The sequence below is a fragment of the Corynebacterium sp. ACRPH genome (assembly GCF_022347285.1).
GTDB lineage: Bacteria > Actinomycetota > Actinomycetes > Mycobacteriales > Mycobacteriaceae > Corynebacterium.
Genome location: NZ_JAKRND010000012.1, coordinates 59,729 through 83,603, shown reverse-complemented (window position 1 = coordinate 83,603; position 23,875 = coordinate 59,729). Strand labels below are relative to the sequence as shown.

Annotated in this window: 19 protein-coding genes, 1 other RNA gene and 2 pseudogenes; 16 read left to right on the top strand and 6 right to left on the bottom strand. The window is 60.3% G+C overall.

The window, feature by feature from the left end; translation table 11 throughout:
* Window positions 1–500: 500 nt before the first annotated feature.
* Window positions 501–2,198: a glucose-6-phosphate isomerase gene (gene pgi, locus MHX66_RS07695; protein ID WP_239201947.1), complete on the bottom strand. Its 1,698-nt coding sequence runs from the start codon at window positions 2,196–2,198 to the stop codon at window positions 501–503.
* Window positions 2,199–2,313: 115 nt separating this feature from the next.
* Between pgi and MHX66_RS07690 the strand changes: the two genes are divergently transcribed.
* The gene (locus MHX66_RS07690; protein WP_239201946.1) at window positions 2,314–3,837 is read left to right on the top strand and encodes an NAD-dependent succinate-semialdehyde dehydrogenase; all 1,524 of its coding nucleotides are present in this window, start codon (window positions 2,314–2,316) and stop codon (window positions 3,835–3,837) included.
* 97 nt (window positions 3,838–3,934) lie between these two features.
* On the opposite strand, the gene MHX66_RS07685 is transcribed toward MHX66_RS07690, so the two are convergent.
* Together MHX66_RS07685 and MHX66_RS07680 are read right to left on the bottom strand one after the other, a co-directional pair.
* On the bottom strand, window positions 3,935–4,819 hold the full coding sequence (locus MHX66_RS07685) for an inositol monophosphatase family protein (RefSeq protein ID WP_239201945.1): 885 nt from the start codon (window positions 4,817–4,819) through the stop codon (window positions 3,935–3,937).
* 87 nt (window positions 4,820–4,906) lie between these two features.
* Window positions 4,907–5,776 carry an inositol monophosphatase family protein gene (locus MHX66_RS07680; RefSeq protein WP_239201944.1) on the bottom strand — a complete coding sequence of 290 codons (870 nt, stop codon included), beginning with the start codon at window positions 5,774–5,776 and terminating at the stop codon, window positions 4,907–4,909.
* A gap of 30 nt (window positions 5,777–5,806) precedes the next feature.
* Here MHX66_RS07680 and prfB point away from each other — a divergent pair, with 30 nt between their 5' ends.
* Window positions 5,807–6,940 carry a peptide chain release factor 2 gene (gene prfB / locus MHX66_RS07675; protein WP_239201943.1) on the top strand — a complete coding sequence of 378 codons (1,134 nt, stop codon included), beginning with the start codon at window positions 5,807–5,809 and terminating at the stop codon, window positions 6,938–6,940.
* 73 nt (window positions 6,941–7,013) lie between these two features.
* Here prfB and MHX66_RS07670 read toward each other — a convergent pair whose 3' ends face one another.
* The gene (locus MHX66_RS07670; RefSeq protein WP_239201942.1) at window positions 7,014–10,490 is read right to left on the bottom strand and encodes a bifunctional proline dehydrogenase/L-glutamate gamma-semialdehyde dehydrogenase; all 3,477 of its coding nucleotides are present in this window, start codon (window positions 10,488–10,490) and stop codon (window positions 7,014–7,016) included.
* Window positions 10,491–10,659: 169 nt separating this feature from the next.
* Window positions 10,660–12,282 carry an AbgT family transporter gene (locus tag MHX66_RS07665; protein WP_239201941.1) on the bottom strand — a complete coding sequence of 541 codons (1,623 nt, stop codon included), beginning with the start codon at window positions 12,280–12,282 and terminating at the stop codon, window positions 10,660–10,662.
* Window positions 12,283–12,457: 175 nt separating this feature from the next.
* On the opposite strand from MHX66_RS07665, the gene ftsE reads away from it, so the two are divergent.
* The 9 genes from ftsE to MHX66_RS07620 all read left to right on the top strand — a co-directional run bounded on the left by ftsE (window position 12,458) and on the right by MHX66_RS07620 (window position 19,567).
* Window positions 12,458–13,147: a cell division ATP-binding protein FtsE gene (gene ftsE / locus MHX66_RS07660; RefSeq protein WP_034964874.1), complete on the top strand. Its 690-nt coding sequence runs from the start codon at window positions 12,458–12,460 to the stop codon at window positions 13,145–13,147.
* A 53-nt stretch (window positions 13,148–13,200) separates the two neighbouring features.
* Entirely contained in the window at window positions 13,201–14,103 is a 903-nt protein-coding gene (ftsX, locus tag MHX66_RS07655; RefSeq protein ID WP_239201940.1) for a permease-like cell division protein FtsX, read from the top strand.
* A gap of 86 nt (window positions 14,104–14,189) precedes the next feature.
* The gene (gene smpB, locus MHX66_RS07650; RefSeq protein ID WP_239201939.1) at window positions 14,190–14,744 is read left to right on the top strand and encodes an SsrA-binding protein SmpB; all 555 of its coding nucleotides are present in this window, start codon (window positions 14,190–14,192) and stop codon (window positions 14,742–14,744) included.
* Between the two features lie 63 nt (window positions 14,745–14,807).
* A complete protein-coding gene (locus MHX66_RS07645; protein ID WP_239201938.1) occupies window positions 14,808–15,803 on the top strand; it encodes a hypothetical protein in 996 nt (331 codons plus the stop codon).
* Between the two features lie 76 nt (window positions 15,804–15,879).
* Window positions 15,880–16,262, top strand: a transfer-messenger RNA (tmRNA) gene (gene ssrA / locus MHX66_RS07640).
* A 387-nt stretch (window positions 16,263–16,649) separates the two neighbouring features.
* Window positions 16,650–16,949, top strand: coding sequence for an IS3 family transposase (locus tag MHX66_RS07635; protein ID WP_239201937.1), 300 nt, complete (start codon window positions 16,650–16,652; stop codon window positions 16,947–16,949).
* 63 nt (window positions 16,950–17,012) lie between these two features.
* Window positions 17,013–17,297, top strand: coding sequence for an integrase core domain-containing protein (locus MHX66_RS07630; protein WP_239201936.1), 285 nt, complete (start codon window positions 17,013–17,015; stop codon window positions 17,295–17,297).
* A 354-nt stretch (window positions 17,298–17,651) separates the two neighbouring features.
* Window positions 17,652–18,695, top strand: coding sequence for a ParA family protein (locus MHX66_RS07625; protein ID WP_239201934.1), 1,044 nt, complete (start codon window positions 17,652–17,654; stop codon window positions 18,693–18,695).
* A 5-nt stretch (window positions 18,696–18,700) separates the two neighbouring features.
* A complete protein-coding gene (locus tag MHX66_RS07620) occupies window positions 18,701–19,567 on the top strand; it encodes a hypothetical protein (RefSeq protein WP_239201933.1) in 867 nt (288 codons plus the stop codon).
* 118 nt (window positions 19,568–19,685) lie between these two features.
* On the opposite strand, the pseudogene MHX66_RS07615 reads toward MHX66_RS07620, so the two are convergent.
* Window positions 19,686–20,327 (bottom strand): annotated as a pseudogene (locus tag MHX66_RS07615) (IS110 family transposase); the annotation flags it as partial.
* Window positions 20,328–20,506: 179 nt separating this feature from the next.
* On the opposite strand from MHX66_RS07615, the pseudogene MHX66_RS07610 reads away from it, so the two are divergent.
* The 5 genes and pseudogenes from MHX66_RS07610 to MHX66_RS07595 form a co-directional block, all read left to right on the top strand.
* Window positions 20,507–20,662, top strand: a pseudogene (locus tag MHX66_RS07610) (IS256 family transposase); the annotation flags it as partial.
* 71 nt (window positions 20,663–20,733) lie between these two features.
* A protein-coding gene (locus MHX66_RS07605) for an IS3 family transposase (protein WP_239201932.1) occupies window positions 20,734–21,971 on the top strand; the annotation gives its coding sequence in 2 pieces (ribosomal slippage) (window positions 20,734–21,061 and window positions 21,061–21,971; 1,239 coding nt in all).
* Window positions 21,972–22,034: 63 nt separating this feature from the next.
* Complete coding sequence (locus MHX66_RS10560) at window positions 22,035–22,169, top strand: hypothetical protein (RefSeq protein ID WP_255717299.1); 135 nt, start codon at window positions 22,035–22,037, stop codon at window positions 22,167–22,169.
* 404 nt (window positions 22,170–22,573) lie between these two features.
* Entirely contained in the window at window positions 22,574–23,257 is a 684-nt protein-coding gene (locus MHX66_RS07600) for a type 1 glutamine amidotransferase domain-containing protein (protein WP_239201931.1), read from the top strand.
* A 118-nt stretch (window positions 23,258–23,375) separates the two neighbouring features.
* Window positions 23,376–23,804, top strand: coding sequence for a hypothetical protein (locus MHX66_RS07595; protein WP_239201930.1), 429 nt, complete (start codon window positions 23,376–23,378; stop codon window positions 23,802–23,804).
* The last annotated feature ends 71 nt before the right edge of the window (window positions 23,805–23,875 follow it).

Sequence of the window (23,875 nt, the reverse complement as noted above, 5' to 3'; positions counted from 1 at the left end):
GGGCAGACCGGGGACAGGGTCAGGGGGCAGACCGGGGACAGGGTCAGGCCAGAGACTAGTCAGGGTGGGTAGACGCCGAAACCGGCGCTTACCCACCCTACGCACTGCGGTGGGGCGGGGCGTTGGCCTAACCGAGGCCGGGGTTCAGGCGAACCCAAATCGCGTACAACAGAACGGCTGGAAGAACTATGGGAGAGGCTAGAAAGACGGGAGCCATCCTCAGGGAGCCTGTAATGGGGGTGTATGGCTCGGGCGTAGCAGCCTGCGCCACCTGCGCAGTCTGCGGCGTGGTTGCCTCTGCCTGTGCCGGCGCAGCTACGCCCGCGCTGATCGATGCCGTTGCGAGGCCTACGGCCAAAGTCTTGCGAATCTTCATTGGGGAGCGTTCCTTTCTGGGGGATCCGTGCGGTCTAAAACCAGTCAAAACCAGTCTTGAGGGAAGAGGTTTCGTAAGGGATATCGATCACCGGGCCCCCAGCGTTAGCTTTCGGCGTAAGTCGCTAGCCCCGGTGCTGACGGTAGTAAGCGATGAGGTCGTCGGTGGAGGAGTCGCCGGCGTCACTACGCTCCTCACCAGTAACCGCAGGCAACAGCGCGTTTGCCTGCTTCTTACCGAGCTCCACACCCCACTGGTCAAAGCTGTTGATGCCCCAGATCACGCCCTGCACGAAAACAATGTGCTCGTACAGTGCGATCAGCGCACCCAGCGTCTTCGGGGTCAGCTTGTTGGCCAGGATGGTGGTGGTCGGACGGTTGCCGGGCATCACCTTGTGCGGGATCAATTCGGGGGCCACGCCCTCCTCCTTCAACTCTTCGGCGTTCTTGCCGAAGGCCAGCACGCGGGTCTGGGCGAAGAAGTTGGACATCAACATGTCGTGCATGCTGGTGGTTCCGTCGGCGGCGACTGCATCGTCGTGCGGGTTGACGAAACCGATGAAGTCAGCCGGCACCAGGTGCGTGCCCTGGTGCAGCAGCTGGAAGAAGGCGTGCTGGCCGTTGGTGCCGGGCTCGCCCCAGTAGATCTCGCCGGATGGAACCTCCACCGGGGCGCCGTCCAGCTGCACGGACTTGCCATTGGATTCCATCGTCAGCTGCTGCAGGTAGGCGGGGAAGCGTGCCATGTCCTCGGAATACGGCAGCACCGCGTGCGACTGCGCGCCCAGGAAATCGGTGTACCACACGCCCAGCATGCCCATCAGCACCGGAATGTTCATCTCTAGCGGCTCGGTGCGGAAGTGGTCGTCTACCTCGTGGAATCCCTCCAGGAAGCGCATGAAGTCCTGCGGTCCAATGGCGGCCATCAAGGACAGACCAATGGCGGAGTCCACGGAGTAGCGGCCGCCTACCCAGTCCCAGAACTCGAACATGTTTTTCGTGTCGATGCCGAAGTCCTGCACCTTCTCCGCGGCGGTGGAGACGGCCACGAAGTGCTTGGAGGTGATGTCGCGGATGGCGTCCTCCCCCTCGACGTCCACGCCCTCATCGGCGAGGTTGCGCAGCAGCCAGCGGCGCGCGGCGTGGGCGTTGGCCAGAGTCTCAGAGGTGGTGAAGGTCTTGGAGGCGATGACGAACAGCGTGGACTCGGCATCCAGCCCGTCGAGGGTGCCGGCCACGTCCGCCGGGTCGATGTTGGATATGAAGTGCGGCGTAATGCCGGCCGTCATGTAGGGGCGCAGCGCCTGTGCGGCCATCGCCGGACCCAGGTCGGAGCCGCCGATGCCGATGTTCACTACGTGCTTGATGGTGTGCCCGGTCACGCCCTGCCAGGAGCCGGAGCGGAGCGCCTTGGCGAAGTCGCGCATGCGGCCCAGCACTGCGTGCACATCGGCGGCCACATCCTGCGTTTCATCCGCCCCGACTGGGATGCTGAACTCCCGGTCGACCGGGATGCGCAGCGCGGTGTGTAGCACGGCACGATCCTCGGTGGTGTTGATGTGCTCGCCGTCGAACATGGCGCTGCGGTAGTCCTCCAGGCCACGGGCGCGAGCGAGATCCAGCAGCAGGCGCAGTCCGCGCTCGTCGATGAGGTTCTTCGACAGGTCTACGTGCAGCGGGCCTACGTTGTAGGTCATGTCGCTGGAGCGGCCCGGCTGTTCGGTGAAGAGCTCTCGCATTTGAGTGCCGCGGGTTGCGTCGGCGTATTCGGTGAGCTTCTTCCATTCCCGTGTCTTATGTGCGGTTTCGCGTTGTTGTGGCATAGGCACAGCTGGGCTCCTTTCGTCGCTGCAATTATCACTTTCCACGGTAGTGGAAAAGGTGCAGGCGCGTGGCGGTCTGTAAGCCTGCCTCCGAAAGGCGCGTATATGTGGGTATATGACTTCACTCAACATTCCTTCTGAATTCAGCACCACTCTTCAGGCCGCGGGGCTTTCCTTCGAGGTGCCCACGGGGTTGTTCTTAGGTGGGGCCTGGCGCTCTGGGTCTGCCGGTGAAACTATTTCGGTTATTGACGCCGCCACGGGGAAGCCTTTCGCGGATGTCGCTGCGGCGACAGAGGATGATGCGCGGGAGGCCATGGATAAGGCTGTGGAGGTTCAGGCGGACTGGGCCGAATCCACCCCGCGGGAGCGTTCCGAGCTTCTGCGTCGGCTGTTCGATCTGGTGCATGAGCACGCGGATCAGCTGGCGGCTTTGCAGTGCCTGGAGCTGGGGCGCGCGCTGCCAGATTCCAAGGGCGAGGTGACCTACGCTGCCGAGTATCTGCGTTGGTTCAGCGAGCGGGCGGCGGCGATCGCTGGCGAGTATCGCGTGGCTCCGGCGGGTAATGGACGCATCGTGACTACGCACCGTCCGGTGGGGCCGGTGCTGGCGATCACCCCGTGGAACTTCCCGCTGGCGATGGTGACCCGCAAGCTGGCTCCGGCGCTGGCGGCGGGCTGCACCGTGATTGCTAAGCCGGCGCAGCTGACCCCGCTGACGATGCTCTACTTCGCGGAGCTGGGGCGCATCGCCGGCATTCCGGATGGTGTGTTCCAGGTGCTGCCGACATCTTCGGCGCGCCGCGTTTCCGCCCTGTTGGACGACGATCGCCTGCGCAAGCTGACGTTCACAGGTTCCACGGAGGTCGGCCAGGCGCTGGCCGCCACCGCGGCGCAGAAGACGATCCGCACGTCGCTGGAGCTCGGCGGTAATGCGCCTTTCGTTGTGTTGGAGCACGCGGATGTGGACAAGGCCGTGGAGCAGGCCATTGCGGCGAAGATGCGTGGCGCGGGTCAGGTTTGTGTGGCCGCTAACCGCTTCATCGTTCACGAGTCCCTGGCTGACAAGTTCGAGGCTGGGCTGGTGCAGAAGATGAGCGAGTTCGTGTTGGGGCCGGGCACCGACCCGAAGACGACCATGGGGCCGCTGGTTAGCCAGGAGCAGCGCGATGGAGTGCGCGACATGGTAACCAAGGCGGTCGAGGAGGGGGCGCACGTTGCCCTCGGCGGTAATGAGGCCTTGGAGAAGCTGGGGGAGACGCACCCCGACCTGGACCCGAATGGTTTCTGGTATCCCGCCACGGTGCTTACGGGCGTGACGCCACAGTTTGAGATCGCTAATCAGGAGATCTTCGGTCCCGTCGCGGCCGTGCAGCGCGTCTCCAGCGATGAGGAAGCCTTGAAGGTCGCCAACGATACCGTTTTCGGGCTGGCTGGCTATGTGATGGGCGAGGATATGAAGAAGACCCTGCGCTTCGCCGAGCGCATGGAGGCCGGCATGGTCGGTGTGAACCGTGGCGCGCTATCGGATGCGTCTGCTCCGTTCGGCGGAGTGAAGCAGTCCGGCCTGGGCCGCGAGGGTGGTTTCGAGGGCATCGAGGAGTACCTCGACACCGTGTATCTGGCGCTCGACGTCTAGGTTCCGGGTAGGTCCCGGCTTGGGTCAGGCTCGGTTAGCGACAGGCCAGCGCCCTGAAGCTGCGGCACGGGCAGCAGTTCAGCGCTAGGCCGGCGCGCTAATCCAGGGCGCGGAGCGTGGCCTCGTGCAGCAGGCCGTTGGTGGCGACGGCAGATCCGCCGTGTGGGCCGTCCTGGCCGTCCAGGGAGGTGAAGCGCCCGCCGGCCTCCGTGATGATCGGCGCCAGTGCCGCCAGGTCCCAGAGGCTTACCTCCGGCTCGGCGGCGATGTCCACCGCGCCCTCGGCGACCAGCATGTAGGACCAGAAGTCGCCGTATCCGCGCAGGCGCCACGCGGAATCCGTCAGGTTGATCAGCTGCTCGCGCTTGCCGCAGTCCGCCCAGCCGGATAGGGAGGAAATCGCAATCGAAGAGTCCGAGATCTGCGAAACCTGCGAAACCTCCAGGCGGCGAGCACCTACCGACGGCACCCCACCGTTTGCGTTGCCTGTGTTGCCGGTGGCGCCGGTGTCGCCAGTGCTACCAGTACCGCCGGTGGCAGCGCTGGCCGGGGTGTTAAACAGTCGCCATGCGCCGGATCCCTCAGCAGCCCACCAGCGGCGCCCCAACGCGGGCGCGGAGACAACCCCCACCACGGGCTTGCCGTCCACCAGCAGGCTGATCAGCGTGGCCCACACGGGTACGCCGCGCACGAAGTTCTTAGTGCCGTCGATGGGGTCGATGACCCACTGGCGCCCGGCGAAGGTGACGTCGCCGCCGAATTCCTCTCCCAGCAGGGCGTCCTCCGGGTGGTGTGCGGCGATGAGTTCCCGCAGTTCCTTCTCCACGGCGGTGTCTGCGTCGCTCACCGGCGTGAGGTCGGGCTTCGATTCAACGCTCAGGTCATTTGCCTCGAACCGCGCCATGGTTATCGCGTCGGCTGCGTCGGCCAGCGACAGCGCCAGGGTCAGGTCATCTGCATATGGGGAAACCGAGTCCGTCATGTCACACATGATAACCCCGTGGCGCACGTAAAGCCATGGGAAGAATGTGACTAGTGTGACAAAGGGGGGGGAGGTGCGGCCTTCTCGCTAGGCTTCGCGCAGCGCCTTAACGGACTGCTCTACCGCGTCTGGCGCCCCGGCAATGAACCAGGTGGTGCCGTCTTTTTCTTCCTTCTTAGCGACACCCCCAGCGCCCTCTACCAAAGCACGCCCAGGCAACCAGTCCCAGCTGGCCACGCTGTGCTGCATCCAGCAGCCGAGCTCGCCACCGGCCACGCAGGCTAGATCGATAGACGCAGACCCCAGCATGCGCAACGTGGCAAACTGCGTGCTTACGGCCTTCCAGCTGTTCAGTCGGGTGGCGTCCGCGATGTCCGTGGGGTGCAGGTAGCCGCCCAGGCAGGTCAGCTCCGCGGTGGTGTTCGGCAGGCTGATCTCGGCGGCGTCACGAGTAGTAGGAATATCCGGGCCACCAAACCACGTGTAGCCCATCGCCGGGCGGTGAACGGCGCCGAACAACAGGGCGTCCGGATCATCGGGGGATCCCTCGACCAGAGCCAGGGCCGAGCACCAATAATCCGAACCAGTAGTGAAGTTGTACGTGCCATCGACCGGGTCGATCACCCAGGTGCGACCGGACTTCGACTCCACGGCGGTGCCCTCCTCGCCCAAAAGTCCATCCTCGGGGCGGATGGCGCGCAATGCGTCGGCGATGAACTTCTCGGCCGCGCGATCCGCAGCGGTCACGACATCACTGACGGACGTCTTCTGCTCCGTATCCAGACCCGTCTGGCGCATACGCCATGCCAGTCGGCCCGCGTTATAGACCAATGCCTGAGCCAGGTGGTGGTCGGAATCGTCGACATGCGCCACGATGAACGTCTTGATGATCGCGTTCAGCATGTCCTCTGGGATCGGGGAAGAAGAATCAGAACCGTTAGTAGCCATACATTCCATTGTGCATGTCGCCGGGTAGACTTGCGCATTATGCAACCGGAAGTTTCTGCAGACCTAAGCGACCTGGACGGCACCCTGACCACCATCGAGAAGGTGCTGAACCTCGACGAGCTGGGCGACCGCGCCCGCGAGCTGGAGGAAAAGTCCGCCGACCCCTCGCTGTGGGACGATCCGGACCACGCGCAGCAGGTGACTTCCGAGCTTTCCCGCGTGCAGGCGAAGCTGAAGAAGGTCACGGGGCTGCGCCAACGCCTGGATGACCTGCCGGTGCTCTACGACATGGCCGAGGAGGAAGCCGGGGACGACCCGGATGCCGCTCAGGAAGCGGTGCAGTTGGCCGATGCGGAGCGCGAGGAGCTGCGCCAGGAGATTGAATCGCTCGAGGTTACGACGATGCTGTCGGGGGAGTACGACGAGCGCGAAGCCGTGCTGAACATCCGCAGCGCCGCCGGTGGCGTGGATGCCGCAGATTGGGCAGAGATGCTGCTGCGCATGTACACCCGCTGGGCGGAAAAGGCCGGGCACAAGGTGGAGGTCTACGACATCTCCTATGCCGAGGAGGCCGGCATTAAGTCCGCGACCATCGTCATCCACGGCGAATACATGTACGGCACCCTCTCCGTGGAGCAGGGAACCCACCGCCTGGTGCGCATTTCCCCCTTCGACAACCAGGGGCGGCGCCAGACCTCGTTTGCCGAGGTGGAGGTGCTGCCAGTGGTGGAGAAGACCGACCACATCGACATTGACGAAAACGACGTACGCGTGGACGTCTACCGCTCCTCGGGCCCCGGCGGGCAGTCGGTGAACACCACCGACTCGGCGGTGCGCCTGACCCACGTGCCCACCGGCATTGTGGTGACGTGCCAGAACGAGAAATCGCAGATTCAGAACAAGGCATCCGCCATGCGGGTGCTGCAGGCGAAGCTGCTGGAGCGGAAGCGTCAAGAAGAACAGGCCGAAATGGACGCGCTGAAGGGCGACGGCTCGAACTCCTGGGGCAACCAGATGCGCAACTACGTGCTGCACCCGTACCAGATGGTGAAGGACCTGCGCACGAACGTCGAGGTTAACGACCCCAGCAAGGTGCTGGATGGGGACCTCGACGGCTTCCTGGAGGCCGGCATTCGCTGGCGCATGGCGCAGCAGCAGGAAGCGCAGGCCTAGCGCGCCGGGCTGTACGCGAGCGCGCGCCGGGCTGCGACCGGGCTGCGCGCCCGGTCAGGCTCAGCGCCGCGCCTTAAGGGGTGAGGCCGTGGATGTAGCCGAAGCGGTGCTCCGTGGTGGAGATCGCCTGCTCGAGTAGCAGCGGCAGCAGCTCGCGGCGGCCATCGGGCAATACATCCTGATCCAGGATCACGGAGCCGGACTTCGCAGCGGCCTCGTAGAACTCATCCGGAGCCTCACCCAAGGAGCGGACGCGCACGGACTGAGCGATGGCGATTTCCTCGGCAAAGTCGCGGTCGGAGGAAGTACGCATCTGCTCGCCGAGCTCGCCCCACTCGCGGGCAACCTCCGGGTTGGCGGAGATATCCAGCTCCGTGCCCGTAGCAGCGGAGGCCAGCTTCAGGCGCAGCAGGTCGCGCGGGTTGGCGCCCTCGGAAACGCGGACGCGCAGCGGCTCGAGCAGCGGCTTGTAGCGGAACACGTTGGACTCCACGACCAGGGCCGTCTTGTCGTGCTCCACGCCGAACTCGGTGGACATCGCGTAGGCATCCGACTCCGCGGCGCGGCGCAGCCACACGTGATCGTCCTTGGACAGGGCAGGGGAGCCCAGGCCGCGGATCTCGCGCAGCAGCTGCGTAATGTGCGTCGGCAGGGTGCCCGCTGCCAGCTCGCTCAGGTCGCCCTCGGTCCACACGCCCTGCTGGGCGACGTAGTTCGGGCCACCGGCCTTCGCACCGCTGCCCAGGGCGGAGTTCTTCCAGCCGCCGAAGGACTGACGCTGCACGATAGCGCCCGTGATGCCGCGCTCCACGTAGGCGTTGCCGACCTCCACGCGCTCGCGCCAGTAAGCGGTTTCTTCCACGTCGATGGTGTGGATACCGCCAGTCAGGCCGAAGCCCGTGGAATTTTGCCACTCGATGGCCTCGTCCAGGGTCTCTGCGTGCATGATGCCCGCCACCGGGCCGAAGCACTCGTGGGTGTGGAACCAGCTGCCCGGCTTCACGTTATCGCGCAGGCCAGGGGACCACAGGGTGCCTTCGTCATTGAGCTTGCGAGGCTTGACCAGCCACTTCTCGCCCTTGTCCAGCTCGGTCAGGCCGCGCAGCAGCTTGTCGCCCGGCTCCTCGATCACACCGTTCATAAAGGTGGAAATGTCGGAGCCCGGGCCGACCTTCATAGAACGCACCGCATCGACCAGCTGGTTGATGAAGCGCTTGGACTTGCCGATCGAGCCGACGGCGATGATCAGCGAGGCGGCGGAGCACTTCTGGCCCGCGTGGCCATACGCAGACTTGAAGATGTCCGCCACCGCCAGGTCCGGGTCAGCTGCCGGGGTAACGATGATCGCATTCTTGCCGGAGGTCTCCGCGTTAATGACCATGCGCGGCTTCCAGCCGCGGAATAGCTTCGCGGTCTCGGAAGCGCCGGTGAGGATCACGGACTCGACATCCGGGTGGCTCACCAGGCGCTTGCCGGCCTCGGCCTCGTCGGCGTTGACCAGCTGTACCAGGTCCTCGGAGATACCGGCCTCACGCAGAATGCCCATGAAGACCTCCGCGATGCGCAGCACCTGTGGCGCGGGCTTGATGATAGCGCAGGAACCGGCAGCCAGCGCGGCGAAAATGCCGCCCAGTGGGATGGCGATAGGGAAGTTCCACGGCGGGGTGATCACCACGGACTTGTACGGGGTGAACACTGAGCCGCGCACGTGGTCCAGCTGGCGGGCGCTCTCCGCGTAGTAGCGGGCGAAGTCGATGGCCTCGGAAACCTCGGGGTCGGTCTCGGCGACGGTCTTACCCGCCTCGAACACTGCAGCCGAGATCAACTTCGAACGATTGTTGGCCAGGGCATCTGCTGCCTGGTCCAACAGCTCTGCACGCTCCCAACCGGTCTTTTGTGACCACTGTGCGGAAGCCTCGCGGCAACGGGCGACGGCGGCGTCAATAACCGCAGGGTCCGTAACCTCCGGGGTCTGGGCGGGGCCAGGATCGCTGGACGGATCGACGATCTGCAGTGCCCACTCGCGGTTGGCGGGCAGCGTCGGGTCGGTGTCGGGCTCGTTGACGAAGTTGCCGGGCAGGCCGTCGGACTGGCAGCCCTTCTTCTCGGCCTCTTCTTCCAGGCGGTTCTGGGTTCGACGCGAACCGGCGAAAGTCTCCCAGCGGTCGCGCACGGAGTTGCGGAAGCGCAGCTCTTGGCCCTGCATCGGGGTCATGCCGGTGACGTCGGTCTCGTCATCCTCCGGGGTGAACAGGGCGTAGAGGAAGTTCTGCTTCGCACCGTTTTCCTCCAGGCGACGCACCAGGTAGCTGATGGCCACGTCGAAGTCTTCCTTCTTGACCACCGGGGTGTACAGGATCATGTTGCCCGTGACGTCGCGCACGGCCGCGGACTGTGCCGGAGACATGCCTTGCAGCATCTCAGCGTCCAGCTGGTGCTCCACATTGCGGGCGACGGACAGCTCGTGGGCGAGCGCCAGGTGGTACAGGTTGTGCGAGGCCACGCCGATGCGCAGGTTATCTGCGTGCTCGGGCTGCAGTACCCAATCCAGCAGGCGGATGTAGTTGGCATCCACCTCCGCCTTCGTCAGGTAGGGGGCCTGTGGCCAGTCGTGAACCTCGGAATCCACGCGCTCCATGGAGAGGTTGGCGCCCTTCACCAGGCGCACCTTGATCTTGGCACCGCCCTTGGCGCGGCGCTGCGCGGCGAACTCCGCCAGCTCCTGCAGCGCGTCGAAGGTGTCGGGCAGGTAGGCCTGCAGCACGATGCCGGCCTCAAGGCTCTGGAACTCTTCCTCATCCAATAGCTCGGTGAACAGCTTGATGGTCAGGTGGAGGTCCTTGTACTCCTCCATGTCCAGGTTGATGAAGGGGTGCGGGTCGCGCTTCATGGCCTGGCGGTACAGCGGGCGCAGGCGATCCTTCAGGCGTTCGATGGAGCCCTCGAAATCCCAGTGGTTCAGCTGGCTGACCACGGAGGAAGCCTTGACGGAAACATAGTCCACCCGCGGGCTTTTCAGCAGGTCGAGGGTGTTATCCAAGCGGCGCTGTGCCTCAGCTTCGCCGAGCACGGCCTCGCCCAGCAGGTTGAGGTTCAGCTGGAAGCCCTTGTCTCGGTAGTCGTCCAGCATGCGGTCCAGTGCCTTAGATTCCGCATCCAGCACCAGGTGGCCGACGGTGGCGCGCAGGTAGGAGCGCGCGATCGGCATGACGATATTCGGCAGCAGCGGGGCCGCGATGGAACCGGCGGTAACCAGGATGGAATCGACCAGGCTCATGAACCCCGGCACCGGCTCGGTGCGTTTAAACGGGTTGGCGATCTTGGCGAATTCCTTGGCCGAAACGTGGTTGTCCTCGGGGCGGGCCACGCGGTCGACGAAGGCGAAGGTGAATTCCACGCCGTCGGGATCATGCACCATGTCTGCCAACTGCTTCGTGGAAGCTGAGGTCTCTTCGATCTCGAGCCACTGCTCGGCGCGGTGGATGGCCTTGGTGACCACCGCTTCGACATCGGAGCTATTGGGTAAAGGAGTATTAGCCTGGCTGTTCAACGCCGACCTCAATTCTTAGATCGTTGGCCAAGGCACAATGTGGAGCCTGGCCAAGCGGTGTGCAAGGTACGTTTTCCACACTAACGATTGGGGTCTGGCTGGGCTACCATGGGGGCTGAACTTGTGCTGTGCGCCAGCGCAGCGCAAAGCCAGCGCTGGGGCTAGGGAGCTACGGCGCCGGGTAGTCCATCGGCGTACCGGGGCCGAGCGGCAGGCCGATCATCCACCAGAGGGCGAAGAACAGGAACCAGCCCACCAGCATGGCGATGGAGTACGGCAGTGCCAGCGACATCAGTGTTCCGATGCCCGCTTTCTTGTAGTAGCGCTGCAAGAAGGTCAGGGCCAGGGCGAAGTACGGGCTCATCGGGGTGATGATGTTCGAAGGAGAGTCGCCGATACGGAACAGCATCTGGGTGGCCTCGGGGGAGAACCCGACGTACATGAACATCGGCACGACGATCGGGGCCATCAGCGCCCACTGGGCGGAACCAGAAGTAATGAAGAGGTTCACCAGCGCTACCAGGATCACAAAGGCGCCGAAGAGTAGCAGTGGTGGTAGATCCGCCTTCTGCAGCAGCTCTGCGCCCTTAATGGCGGTCCAAGCGCCCAAGTTGGATGCCTTGAACCAGGCCAGGAACTGGGAGACGGCGAAAAACAGCACCATCATCGGCAGCAGGGTCTTCAAACCGCGTGCCATGAAGTCCGGAACGTCGCTGGCCTTTGTAATGGACTTAATGCCTAGACCGTAGACCAGGCCGAGGATCAGGAAGGCAGCGCCAATAGGCACGGCCACTGCGGTGATCAAGGGGCTGGACATCACCTCGCCGTTCTCGCCTTGGAGCGGAGAACCCGGAACAAACAGCAATGCAAAGTAGATGCCCGTCATGATTATGGCGACGATAGCGGTGGTCCCCAGTGCGCGCGCCTCGTCGCGCTCGAGCCTCAATGCGGCGGTGATCTTTTCCTGCGGTACGTCGCCGGCGAGTTCGTCGTCACCGTCGCGGCCGGTGTTGAAGGTGACCTCCGAGTAGTCGATCTCGTCGTGGTTCACCAGGTCTTGGGCGCGTTTGTTCATGTACAGCTCCGTCACAGCCGTGATGATTAGCGCCAACACGACCGCGCTGACGGCTACGAAGAAGTAGTTGGCTAGCGGCGAGACGAAGTATTTATCGTCGACGATGTGGGCCGCCGAGGTGGAAATGCCACCCAACAGCACGTCGGTGATGTTCAGAACCAGCGAGGAGTTGAAACCAGCAGAGGATGCGGCGAAGGCCACCATTGCGCCGACGATCGGGGAGCGCCCCACTGCGCGGAAGGACACTGCTCCCAGCGGAATGAGGATCACGTACACCGCATCCGAGGCCACAGAGCCCGTCACGCCTGCTAGGGCCACGACGAAAGTTAGAGTTTTCGGCCCGACCCTAAAGACTGTTGCGCGTACCACCGCGCTAATCAGGCCGGAGTGCTCTGCCACGGCGACACCCAGCATGACCGTAATAATCAGACCTAGCGGTGGGAAGGTGACGTAGTTGTCCACCACGCCAGAAAGGATGTCCTTGAGCCCCTCGGAGCTCAGCAGGTTGACGATCTCTACCGGCTCGCCGGTTTCCGGGTCTGTGGCGCTGAGCCCCAGCTTGTTGAAGATGAAGCTGGAGACGAGTACCAGCCCGCCGAGTATGACGAATAGCCAAAACGGGTCGGGGAGTTTGTTGCCGATCTTCTCGATGAATCCGAGGAAGCCCCCGGGTTGATTATTCTTTGTGGTCTCTTCTTTGCTCTTCGTGTCGCTCATGGGCTTTTCTCTTCTTGACGCCTAACTCTTCAACCGGGTTGGGTTGCGACTTTACATTCTGGGGTGCGTCGAGACAGGAGAAGCCCAAAATCAACCAAGCCACATAAAGTCACAGGGGTAACAGTAGTCACTTTGGACTATCTTTACCTCGTTGGCTTCGCTACACTGTGTGCTCGTGATCACCTTCGAAAACGTAACCAAGAGCTATCTGTCTTCCGGGCGGCCGGCCCTGGACAACATCACCCTGGACATCGAAAAGGGCGAGTTCGTCTTCCTTATCGGCCCCTCCGGCTCCGGTAAGTCCACGTTTCTGCAGCTCATCCTGCGCGAGGAGAAGCTGGATTCCGGGGACCTGCACGTCGCTGGCTACCACGTAAACAAGATCAAGGGACGGGATGTGCCGAAGCTGCGCCAGCGCATCGGCTATGTCTTCCAGGACTTCCGCCTGCTGCCGAAGAAGACTGTCTTCGACAACGTTGCCTTCGCCCTCGAGGTTATCGGTAAGAAGCGCGCGGAGATTCAGCATTTGGTGCCTGCCGCGTTGAAGACCGTCGGTCTCGACGGAAAGGAAAACCGCTTCCCGCACGAGCTGTCGGGTGGCGAACAGCAGCGCGTGGCGATCGCGCGGGCGTCAGTAAACAAACCTCTGGTTCTGCTGGCGGACGAGCCGACAGGCAACCTGGACCCCGATACTTCATCAGAGATCATGATGCTGCTCAACCGCATTAATCAGAACGGTACGACCGTGGTGATGTCCACCCACGACGATGTGGCGGTGGACTCCATGCGTAAGCGCGTGATCGAGCTGTCGAAGGGCAAGCTCGTGCGCGATGACGAGCTCGGTATGTACGGCGTGGGCCACTAATACGGAACTGTACGGATCAGTAGAGATCAGTAGGGAACAGTAGGGAAACATTAATGAAGACCAACTTTGTGTTCCGCGAGGCGTTTTCGGGCCTGCGCCGCAACATGACGATGACGATCGCGATGATCATCACCACCTCCATCGCGCTGGCGCTGCTGGCCACCGGCTTTTTGCTGAGCGCAATGACGGAGCGAACGAAGGACATCTACTTCGACCGTATCGAGGTGATGGTGCAGCTCGACGACGAGATTTCGAGCTCCGACCCAACGTGTGCCTCTCCGGAGTGCTCCGAGATTAAGCAGCAGCTGGAGGGCGACGAGGCGGTGAAGTCCGTGACTTTCCGTAACAAGGAGCAGTCTTACGAGCGTTTCGTGGAGCTATTCGGCGAGTCTGATCCGCAGCTAGTAGAGCAGACAGAGAAGGATGCGCTGCCCGCCGCCTTCCACGTGCGCCTGGCCGACCCGGAGAACTCCGGTCCCATTGACGCGCTGCGGGACAACCCGGTGGTGACGAACATCGTGGATCAGGGCGACAACCTGGAGGCCGCGATGCGCAACCTGGATTCCATCCGCAACGCCTCCTTTATCGTGGCCGCGGTGCAGGCCATCGCCGCGATCTTCCTGATTATGAACATGGTGCAGATCACCGCGTACTCGCGCCGCAGTGAGATCAGCATTATGCGCATGGTCGGTGCTTCGCGCTGGTACACCCAGGCTCCGTTCGTCCTGGAGGCCATGATGGCCGCCCTGATCGGTGCGGTGCTGGCGGTGGGTGGCATGTTCGCCGCGAAGATTCTGGTGGTCGACCGCGCTCTGAAGGCCGTGTACGACCAGCAGTTGGTGGCGCGCGTGACGAACAGCGACTTGTGGTTGGCCGCGCCGTTTGTGGTGCTGGTCGGTGTGGTCGTTGCGGCTATCACCGCGCAGGTCACTTTGCGCTGGTATGTGAAGAACTAGCGCTGCGCCCTCGCTAAGCCAGCGCAGCATTAGCGCTTTAAAGCATTTTCGCTCGGGGGAGCGCTCGGTGGTAGTGTGTGGCTGTCATGGCTGCAAAAAAGAGCACTCCCACCGATTCGGGGAAATCGAAGGGGAAGAAGAACAAGGCCCAGAAGGGCGCAGGTCAGAAGGGGGCTGGCCAGATCGTCGTTGCCACCAACCGTAAGGCGCGCCACGATTACCACATCATCGATACCTACGAGTGCGGTGTGGCCCTGGTGGGCACGGAAGTTAAGTCTTTGCGTGAGGGCAAGGCTTCTCTTGTTGACGCCTACGCCACCATTGATGAAGGCGAAGTCTGGCTGCGCGGACTTCACATCCCGGAATACTCCATGGGGCACTGGACGAACCATAGCCCCCGCCGTACCCGCAAGCTGCTGTTGCACCGCCGGGAAATCGACTCGCTTATGGGCAAGGTTCGCGACGGAAACAACACCTTGGTTCCGCTGCAGCTGTACTTCGTTGCCGGCAGGTTGAAGGTCGAGCTGGCGCTGGCGCGCGGTAAGCAGGAATACGACAAGCGCCAGGACATCAAACGCCGTACGGAAGAGCGTGAGATCACGCGCGAAATGGGCCGGCGAATCAAAGGGATCCAGGGCTAGGTAGCGGTAGCGCATAGGAGACCCCTATTGAACGGGGGTTTGTGTTTTGATACTTTCGGGCCTGTGAAAAATGACGACGTCGAGCATTGGTCCCTTAAGCATCCCGAGTTCGGGCTGCTTGAGCTCTTTATCGGCGAGCCGGATGCACTGCGGAGAATCGATCCTGAATTCCCCGCGTCCGATAAGAAAACCGACGCGGAAAACAGCACCGAGCCGGAGGCAGAAGAGGTAGCTGAAGGTGATGTGGGGGACGAGGGGGCGTCCACAAGAGAAGACAGCGAGAAGCTCCACAAGAAGCTGGCAGAGAAACTAGACGACCTCGATAAGAATCGTCAGCTGCTCGTGCGTCGCGACGGGGTAACTATCGCGAGGTACAAGAGCCTCGAGAATCAGAAGATTGACCTGGCCAAAAGCGAGGCGAACGTTCAGGCTGGGAAGTACGGCGGTGAAATGACGCTCAGCGCGCCGTACCTGGGGTGGACGTCGAATTTCCTTGATAGCTGGATGATCGAGGTCAAGGTGAAGGACGACGAAGGGGTGGTGGTCTTCGATCCGCCTGAAGGCTCGCGGGCGGCGAGGCGCTGGGAGGCGATGGAGGAGTCGCCGTTCAAGCGCTGGTTCTACCCGCTGATTACCGGGCTGGGGAAGGGAGGTTGGGCGCTGGCCGTGATCGTGCTGGGGCCGTTGGTTTCCAAGTTGATTGCATGGCTGCTGAGCCTCCTGCCGGACTGGGATATCAACATTCCGTGGCCAGAGATCAACTTGCCGTCAATCCCGTGGCCGGACATTAACCTGCCTTCCATTCCGTGGCCGGACATCAACCTTCCCTCGATTCCTTGGCCGGATTGGCACATGCCCGAATGGATGGAGCCGATTCTGCGCGTGATGGCATTTATGGCGGATTACAGCAAGGTGTGGGTGCCTGTAGTGATCGGCATTGCGGTCGGCTTAATGGCGGTGAAGAACAACAAGAAGTCCAAGGAGCGCAAGGCGAAGTGGGACGAGACTGAGCTCGACTCCGCACAGGACGCTGATCTGGAAAACGAGGCTGAAAAGTAGGGTTCTTGAACTGCCGCGGTGCAGGGGTGTAAAGTTAGATTTCCTGTTGTACGAGCGTTTCCGCAGCAGGAATCACGGGGTTGATTTGGTTTCGACTTTGTGCATTGAGCCAGGGGAAGCGTGCCGGTGAAGGCAGACGACCACCGTTTTTAAGCGTCGCTGCGAATTTATAAGCGCCGAGAACACTCAGCGCGACTACGCCCTCGCTGCCTAATTACAGCGACCGCGTGTCTGTCAGCCCGGGTATGTCCCTGACCCGGTAGCTGGCATCGACTTAAGGGACTTGCCGCACGGCTTTGTTGCTTGGGCCGTGTGGGACACCTTTCGAGCAACTGGGCCCATCATCCAGGCTGGTTCGTGAGCGCTGGAGGGCCGAGCAGAGGTCACGTGCGAACTGCGCACGGAGAAGCCCTGGCGAGGTCGCAAAGGACCCGGGTTCAATTCCCGGCAACTCCACCAAATGCATTTCCCCTGGTCGTTACTGACCGGGGGTTTTGTTGTATCTGTGCAGTTAAGGGCCGTAGTAGGACATTGCCACTACTTGCCACAACCGGCCATAAGTACATTTAGGTATTGCACGTAGATTGCACGCGTGCAGCAGCATGTCACCTAGGAGAACGCACGCATGGCGAAAGCGAAAGTACGCACCCGGCGAGGCAATGGACGCAGGCCGCTCGAGGCGAGGGAGGCGTAAGTGAACGGTTGCCTGAGGACCTTGCTGCAGAAAACGCACGGTTGCGTCGAGAAAATCAAGAGCTGCGGGACATCAATGAGTTGTTGAAAGCTGCCTGAGTTTTTTCGCATCCGAACTCGACCTAAAACGTTAAGAAATGATCCGATTCATCGATGAGTATCGGAATCGTTTCTCAGTCGAGTTCATCTGCCAGATGTTCAACACGCATCGCGAAGGCGGTTTTCTTAGCTCGCGTGGATACCGCCAATCCAAGGCCCGGGGCTTTAAGCGCCCGCGCTCTTCGCGACGCTGCCCTTGTAGAGCATATTCGTGACGTTCATGCTGAAAACTACTGTGTCTACGGGGTACGGAAGATGTGGCGTGTGCCGCGCCGCCATAGCATTGACATTGGCCGCGAGCACACAGCCCGGCTGATGCGCACCGAAGCCTTGCCGCTGCAGGCGCTCAACTAGGCGATTGTGTGTGCTGAAGAAACAACGGGCTTGATTTATCATTTAGACCACGGTTTACAATATGTGAGCATCGTCTACAACGAGCGCTTGGCCGAGCACGGTATCGCAGCGTCCACTGGGACGGTGGGCGACTCCTATGACAATGCTTTGGCTGAGAATGTCAACGGCTCCTACAAGAATGAGCCGATTCATAGGCGAAGGTGGATCGATGTTGTCGACGTGGAAATCGCCGCGTTCGAGTGGGTGAATTGGTGGAACGAATCACGGCTTCACCAGAGCTTGGACTATCGCACGCCGGCTGAAGTAGAAGCCGAATTTTGGGAAATGGAAATCAAGGCACAAGCCTAGGAACAAAACCCGGGGCACTTCAGTCTTGGTTTTGGCAATATCCCGGTTGGAGCATCCCAACGCCGCAGAGATGGCAGCATAGCTTCCCCCGTCTAAGCACATCGCCATGATGTCTTTGAAGTTGGCCATGAGAGGCCCCTCCTTAAGGTCATGAAAGGTGATGACGCGCCGGCACAAGTTGTGCCGACGACACCTATACACTGACTGAAAACAGAGAGCCCTACCACTTATCGGGAAAACCCCGACCAACTACGCGGATTGCCCCTACCAACTACGCCGAAACGGCACTAGGGGGCCAGAAACTTTGGTAAAAGTAGTATGGGTAGTCAAGCATTGAAGATCTGGAGAAATCTCATGGACACGAAAGTGATCGCATTTTTCAATAATAAAGGCGGCGTCAGCAAGACCACTAGCTGTTACCACATCGGGTGGAAGCTCGCGGAAATGGGGAAACGGGTTGTGGCTGTCGACCTCGATCCGCAGTGTAATCTGACGGGGCTGTGCTTGGTCACAAACGGAATTGACCTTGTTAATGGTTCGGAGAAGCAGAGGGAAGAACCAGATGTGCACAAGTCACTGTTGCCAGTAATGAAGAGTTTGGGGTCAGAAGTTCTAACACCGGATCTGGTGCCAGTGGAAGGGATAGACAACTTCTGGTTACTTCCTGGAAATGTGAAGATGGCAGAAATCGAAACCCAGCTCGCAACAGCTCTGAGCGTAGGTTCTTCAATGCCGGCTATGCAGAATCTTCCGGGCAGTTTTTCTCATCTGTACGCGCTTATTGCTAAGCGTTACGACGCTGACTATATCTTGCTTGACATGAGCCCGAGCTTCGGCGCAGTCAACCGCGTTAATCTGATGTCTTCGGATTTCTTTATCGTTCCGACCATGCCCGACATTTTCTCCGTGATGGCGCTAGAGAGTCTGGCGAGAACTTTGCCTGAGTGGAAGGCGTGGGCTGATAAAACAAAGGCCTTTGGAATTTATGATGATGAGGATATTCTTTATAAATTCGTTCCCAAAACTCCCAAGTTTTTGGGAACAATTATTCAGAAATATAAGAACCGAAACGGAGTTCCCACCGCTGCATTCAAGGTATTTTTCCACCAGCTTGAAATAGCTATAGCTAAATCGCTGTATCCAAACCTCGCAAAGGTTGATATGGCGCTGGACCAGGAGCGCTATGAAGAGGTTATGGATGAATTTAAGCTAGCCCAAGTCTCGGATTTCAATACTCTGATCGCGGTTTCTCAGGATCAACAGAAACCTACGTTCAAGTTGCAAAAGGAAGACTTGCTTACTTGGGGGAAGGCCGCAGAGACTCAGCTGGAGACCATTGAGCAATTTGATACGGTCTTTACGGAACTGGCTGAACGAGTTCTCGAGTTGACTAAGTAGATAAGATGGATGATCTTTACTCTTCGTTGCTTCCGCGACGTCGCGTCCTAGAATTCGGCCTGCAACGAGCGTTGAATATGTCGGCGTGTTACTTGAATCCGGAAATTCCGAGGGGGTTGATTGGAAACGCACCGGCCGCCGAATACGGTTACGGTTTTGCGAACCAAGGTTGGGAAACTGTGTTGGCTCGTGACATTTCAATGTTCTCGACTGTAGCGGCAGTTGGAGCGTTTGATGCATTTTTGAAGGGCCTTGTTGCGGATCTAGTTTGTAAATCCATCTGGGATAATTCCTTTACAGCAGAGATGGAGAACTCTCTCAAGCATTCCTTGCCACAAACGCCTCGAAAAGACGCCTTAAAAAAGATGTCGGAACTCGAGGAGGCGATTAAGAACGACCGTGAGCTAGGACGAGATACGATCTATGCTCAGGGAATGATTCGTACAGTCGTCGATAAATTGTTAGCGAGAGTTAATTTCCAGGGTCGCTACGCTGTAGAAAGCCTTGCGGAAAATCTAGTCGGTGTTAATTTAGCTGACTCGCTCTATGAGTGGATGCGGTCGGCAGAGCTCTTAGGACCTAATTCCGGCTTCAGCGAACCAATGAATAAAGCCGAAGCAGAAAATGTGATAGAAACGGCCCTTTCAGCATTCGGTGAGTGTAGCGACGATAGGCATATTTATGTTCATCGGCTAGGTGCAGACCTGTTGGCGCCTGGAGGTGACTTTGAATCGCGGTTTTTCAAGAACTATTTTGACACGCGAGATTACTATTCGATTCTGCTTTTGGCCGATTTGCTGCTGCGACAAATCGTACCCGGTCACCGGTCGGACACCGACTACACCGAGTATGTGCGCAATGCTCGGCTATAGAATTCTTCGTCTCCTGGACTAATTACGGCCGGGACCAGACAGCTTCGAGAGTTTGAAATTCCGATCTTGCTTGCTTGGGTCTGGCTCTGTACTTGAAGGCGGTTTGCGGGGTTGAAGCTGGCTCAGGATTACGTGCCTTGTGACTGCGTGCGAAGGCTGCTGCTAGGCGTGCTTTGCCGACGCGTCGAGTCTTGGTGGGGCCACCGTATTTCGCAAGTAGGTGGAGGATCCATTTGCGGTGAATCATCTGTCCACGCAGGACATGTTCGAATGCGGGGTAGGTTCCTACGAGTGCGGATCGCATCTGGTTGATCAGGCGTGTGTAGGCCCGGGCGAGGTCTTCGTCGATGCCGTTGAGGACTTTCAGCTGGAGGAAGACTTTCTCAACGCGGTCGACGCTACGCAAGGCATCCGGAAGGTTGAGACCGGCATGGGCGATGACGTAGGCGTCGCGTACATCGGTTTTGGAGTTGCCGACGTGGATCCGTGAAAGCTGTCGCATGGCAAGCCCGGGGAGGTAGCGAACGTCGGCTCCCATTGCTTGGGCGACTGCGACGGTTAGCCTGCCGATATTGTTGGGCTGATCGACGACGATAAGGACCTTGGCGTCATTGGCCAGGTATGTGCTGAAGAGTTTGCGTAGCGAGCCTTCGTGCTGGTTGATGCGTTTGGTTAGGACTTGTCTGCCTTGGGGATCGAGGACGCAGGCGTGGTGGAAGTATTTGCCGACGTCCATGCCAATGACGAAGTCATAGGCCATGAGTTGGTGCCTCCTAGCGATGAGTAGAAAGTTGGATTATTTACGCTTCATCGCTGGGTGGTCGGACATACTTGCGCTGGCATCCACATTACTGTGAGACCTCGTGCCGCCTGGGTCGGGTCGAGAGTGTCTGATGGTTTGTGTGTGGGTTCCCAACCTGCATAAGGAGATAGACCAGAATGACTACTGTGGCACTGCGAGATCCGGCTGATAAGGCCAAGATTGATGCGATTGAAAAGAAGCTGCTTGCTAACCCTGAAATCGCGAAACTGATTGATGACCTAGGCACGTCGACAACGGATGCCAACGACCTAGTTCGGGGCATGTTGCAAGCCTGGACCTGACCCCCTGGTGGTGGACACGCTGAAACCAGCATCTCGCTGGGGAAGTGAGGTACCTTTCCACCATGCCACGCAAGACCTACACCGAGCAGTTCAAGCGCGACGCAGTCTCGTTGTACGAGTCGACCCCCGGAGCAACGCTCAACGCGATCGCCTCCGATCTCGGGGTCAACCGCAACTCCCTGCGCACCTGGCTCGACGCCTTCGGCACCGGCACCAAAACCAACGCCAACGGTGAAAAAGTCGCCAGCCCCATTGCCGCTGCCAACAGCACACGCACGCCTGCTGAAGGACTCTCCGACGCCGAACGCATCCGCGTGCTGGAACGCGAAAACGCCAAGCTCCGGGAGGAGCGAGAGATCCTCCGCAAGGCGGCCAAATATTTCGCGGAAGAGACGAACTGGTGAACCGCTTCCGGTTCGTTGATGACAACCGAGGCCTCTACGAGGTCAAGCGGTTATGTGAGGTTTTGAAGATCAACCGGTCCTCGTATTACAAATGGAAATCTGCTGCTTCTGCCCGCCGGCGACGCGTCCTTGACGACGCGGTGCTGGGAGCGAGGATCAAGGCCGTGTTCACGGCCGAGAACGGCTGTTACGGGGCGAAACGCGTGACGGCGGCCATCAACTCCGATCTAGCCAACGACGACCTTCTCAATCACAAGCGCACCGCCAGGTTGATGCGCCAGATGGGCCTGTTCGGCTACACCAAAAAGCGCCGGGTGAAGACCACCGTGTCTGCGAAACGGGCTCCGAAGTTGCCCGACCTGCTGAAACGCCGGTTCACCGTGGAGAAACCGAACACTATCTACGTCGGCGATATCACGTACCTGCCAATCGCGGACGGGTCGAATATGTACCTGGCAACCGTCATCGACTGCTATTCGCGGCAGTTGACCGGTTTCGCGATCGCCGACTACATGCGCACGGAGTTGGTCGAAGAAGCCCTCACGATGGCCCACGGGGTCCGAGGCAACCTTGACGGGGCGATTTTCCACTCCGATCATGGCAGCGTCTATACCTCTGGGCAATACCGGAAGCTGTGTGAACGATTCGGTCTCACCCAGTCGATGGGAGCAATCGGGACGAGCACGGACAACTCGTTGGCGGAGTCGTTCAACGCCACGCTGAAACGGGAAGTCCTTCAGGACGAGTCCGTTTTCCCAAGTCAGTTCGTGTGTCGTCGGGAGGTGTTCCGGTGGTGCACGCGCTACAACACCAAGCGCTTGCACTCGTGGTGCGGCTATCGCTCGCCGAACGCCTTCGAAGCCGCCGGATCAGCTACACTTACGATCGCATCTTGATTAAATCCCCGTGTCCACTTTCCGGGGTTCGGGCCCGTCCTCAAACTTCTGTACTCGGCAGCCATGTTGGGCAAGAAGGCAGTGGGATTCACTGGTATCCCGGGCGACGACCCGGTTGTACACAACCACGACGTGGGAGACAAGGTCAGTGCCCACTCGGATTACTTCGCGAACGTTGAGTTCGAGAAAGGGGAGTAAGCGAACAACGTGGGGGTGGCGGCATCGGTGAGCATCTCGTGACGGGGCGCGTTGCTTATTTCAGTTGCCGCTATCCCTCGGCGGGGGATTGCTAAAGTGTGTCGGCGCATTGTACGAAAATCGAGCACGCGACTAAGATCGCTGAGACAGCCGAGCAGTATGAACCACAAGCTGCAATGCTCCCCATTTCAGCGTTTGTCGGCAAGGAGCCTGTGGTGCCAGAAGTGGCTTACTGCGATGAAAACTCGAGTATTTGAGGCGTTTGAGACGGTTGGTTGGGGGTGCCGCGACGGCGGGGACAATGTCGATGCCCAGGTTCTCCACCACTGGGGTGGTGCTGCGCACCGGTGTGCTGTCTGTCATACGCAAACTATACGACGCGTTCACACACGCATAATGGTTGTATGAAATTTCTTGCTCTTTCCACCAGTGTCCACCGCTACACCGACTCCGGCATCCATACCGGCATGTGGCTCGGCGAGTACACACACTTCTACGACGTACTCACCGAAGCCGGCCACGAGGTCACCCTCGCCAGCGTCGACGGCGGCGCCGTCCCCATCGACCCGGTGAGCCTGAAAACCCCGGTGATCCAGCTTGGCGGCACGAACAAACGCTACGAGGACCCCGAGTTCATGGACCAACTCGATGACACCCCAGCGATCGCGGACGTCAACCTTGACGACTACGCCGGCATCTTCCTCATCGGCGGCCACGGCACCATGTTCGACTTTTCCAACGACGCGGTGAAAAAGGCCGTCGCCTACTTCGCCGACAACGACAAGATCGTCTCCGCGGTCTGCCACGGCCCGTGCGGTCTCCTCGACGTCACCCTCGCCAACGGCACCAAGCTTCTCGACGGCCGCCACGCAACCGGCTACTCCTGGACCGAAGAGAAACTCGCCCGCCGCACCGAGGAAGTCCCCTTCAGCCTGGAAGAGAAACTCCGCACCCAGGCCGGCGAGTACACCACCGCGAAGATCCCGATGACCAAGCACGTCGTCGTCGACGGCAAGCTCATCACCGGCCAGAACCCAACGAGCGCGGCGGGTGTTGGCGAAGCGGTGCTGGAGCTTGCCAACAACTAAACCGTGTACGATCACCGGCTAGAAGGTTCTCTGCTGGCCGGTTTGCAATCAGGGGATTCGCGAACCCGGACTACCTGGTTGCGTCTGCGCCTGGGGTGTGGATAGCGCGCGAGCTGGAATGACACACCCCTCCCGCACACCTAATAGTGCTCAACCGCGTACAGCACCACACCCTGGTACAGGTCACCATCAACCGGAAGAGATTGCTCAGCAAGCGACTCGCGAGATCGCCGCCCGCTACGGAGAGCTCGACAACCTCGGCAAGGCACTCGAAGACAGGGAGGACATGGCTGCCAGCCTTGGTGAAGTGATCTGGTTGATCACCTTGCTAGCGCACCAGTCTGTCCAAATCCACAACCTCACCCACCCCTCCGACCAGCGTCCCGGACTAACAACGAAAGCAGTTGAGCTGCTCATCGTTCCTGCCGATCTTGCTGACTACCGTGGCGCGATCTCGGTGGCGTTGAGCCACGGCACGCGCCGTGCGATCCATGTCGAGTCGGACCCAAAAGAACCAACCCCGACGCGAAGTCGTTCATCGCCGTAGTGTTCGCACTCGGGTTCTTGCTAGCCGGCCTCACCGCGGCGAAGTCGGGATTGATGACGCTGATCAACCTC

Coding starts and splice junctions, on each gene's coding strand:
- pgi (WP_239201947.1), bottom strand. CDS start 2,198: ATGCCACAACAACGCGAAACCGCACATAAGACACGGGAATGGAAGAAG.
- MHX66_RS07595 (WP_239201930.1), top strand. CDS start 23,376: ATGACACACCCCTCCCGCACACCTAATAGTGCTCAACCGCGTACAGCA.
- MHX66_RS07680 (WP_239201944.1), bottom strand. CDS start 5,776: ATGGAATGTATGGCTACTAACGGTTCTGATTCTTCTTCCCCGATCCCA.
- MHX66_RS07635 (WP_239201937.1), top strand. CDS start 16,650: ATGAGTATCGGAATCGTTTCTCAGTCGAGTTCATCTGCCAGATGTTCA.
- MHX66_RS07665 (WP_239201941.1), bottom strand. CDS start 12,282: ATGAGCGACACGAAGAGCAAAGAAGAGACCACAAAGAATAATCAACCC.
- smpB (WP_239201939.1), top strand. CDS start 14,190: ATGGCTGCAAAAAAGAGCACTCCCACCGATTCGGGGAAATCGAAGGGG.
- MHX66_RS07620 (WP_239201933.1), top strand. CDS start 18,701: ATGGATGATCTTTACTCTTCGTTGCTTCCGCGACGTCGCGTCCTAGAA.
- MHX66_RS07625 (WP_239201934.1), top strand. CDS start 17,652: ATGGACACGAAAGTGATCGCATTTTTCAATAATAAAGGCGGCGTCAGC.
- MHX66_RS07690 (WP_239201946.1), top strand. CDS start 2,314: ATGACTTCACTCAACATTCCTTCTGAATTCAGCACCACTCTTCAGGCC.
- MHX66_RS07600 (WP_239201931.1), top strand. CDS start 22,574: ATGAAATTTCTTGCTCTTTCCACCAGTGTCCACCGCTACACCGACTCC.
- ftsX (WP_239201940.1), top strand. CDS start 13,201: ATGAAGACCAACTTTGTGTTCCGCGAGGCGTTTTCGGGCCTGCGCCGC.
- prfB (WP_239201943.1), top strand. CDS start 5,807: ATGCAACCGGAAGTTTCTGCAGACCTAAGCGACCTGGACGGCACCCTG.
- MHX66_RS10560 (WP_255717299.1), top strand. CDS start 22,035: ATGTTGGGCAAGAAGGCAGTGGGATTCACTGGTATCCCGGGCGACGAC.
- MHX66_RS07685 (WP_239201945.1), bottom strand. CDS start 4,819: ATGACGGACTCGGTTTCCCCATATGCAGATGACCTGACCCTGGCGCTG.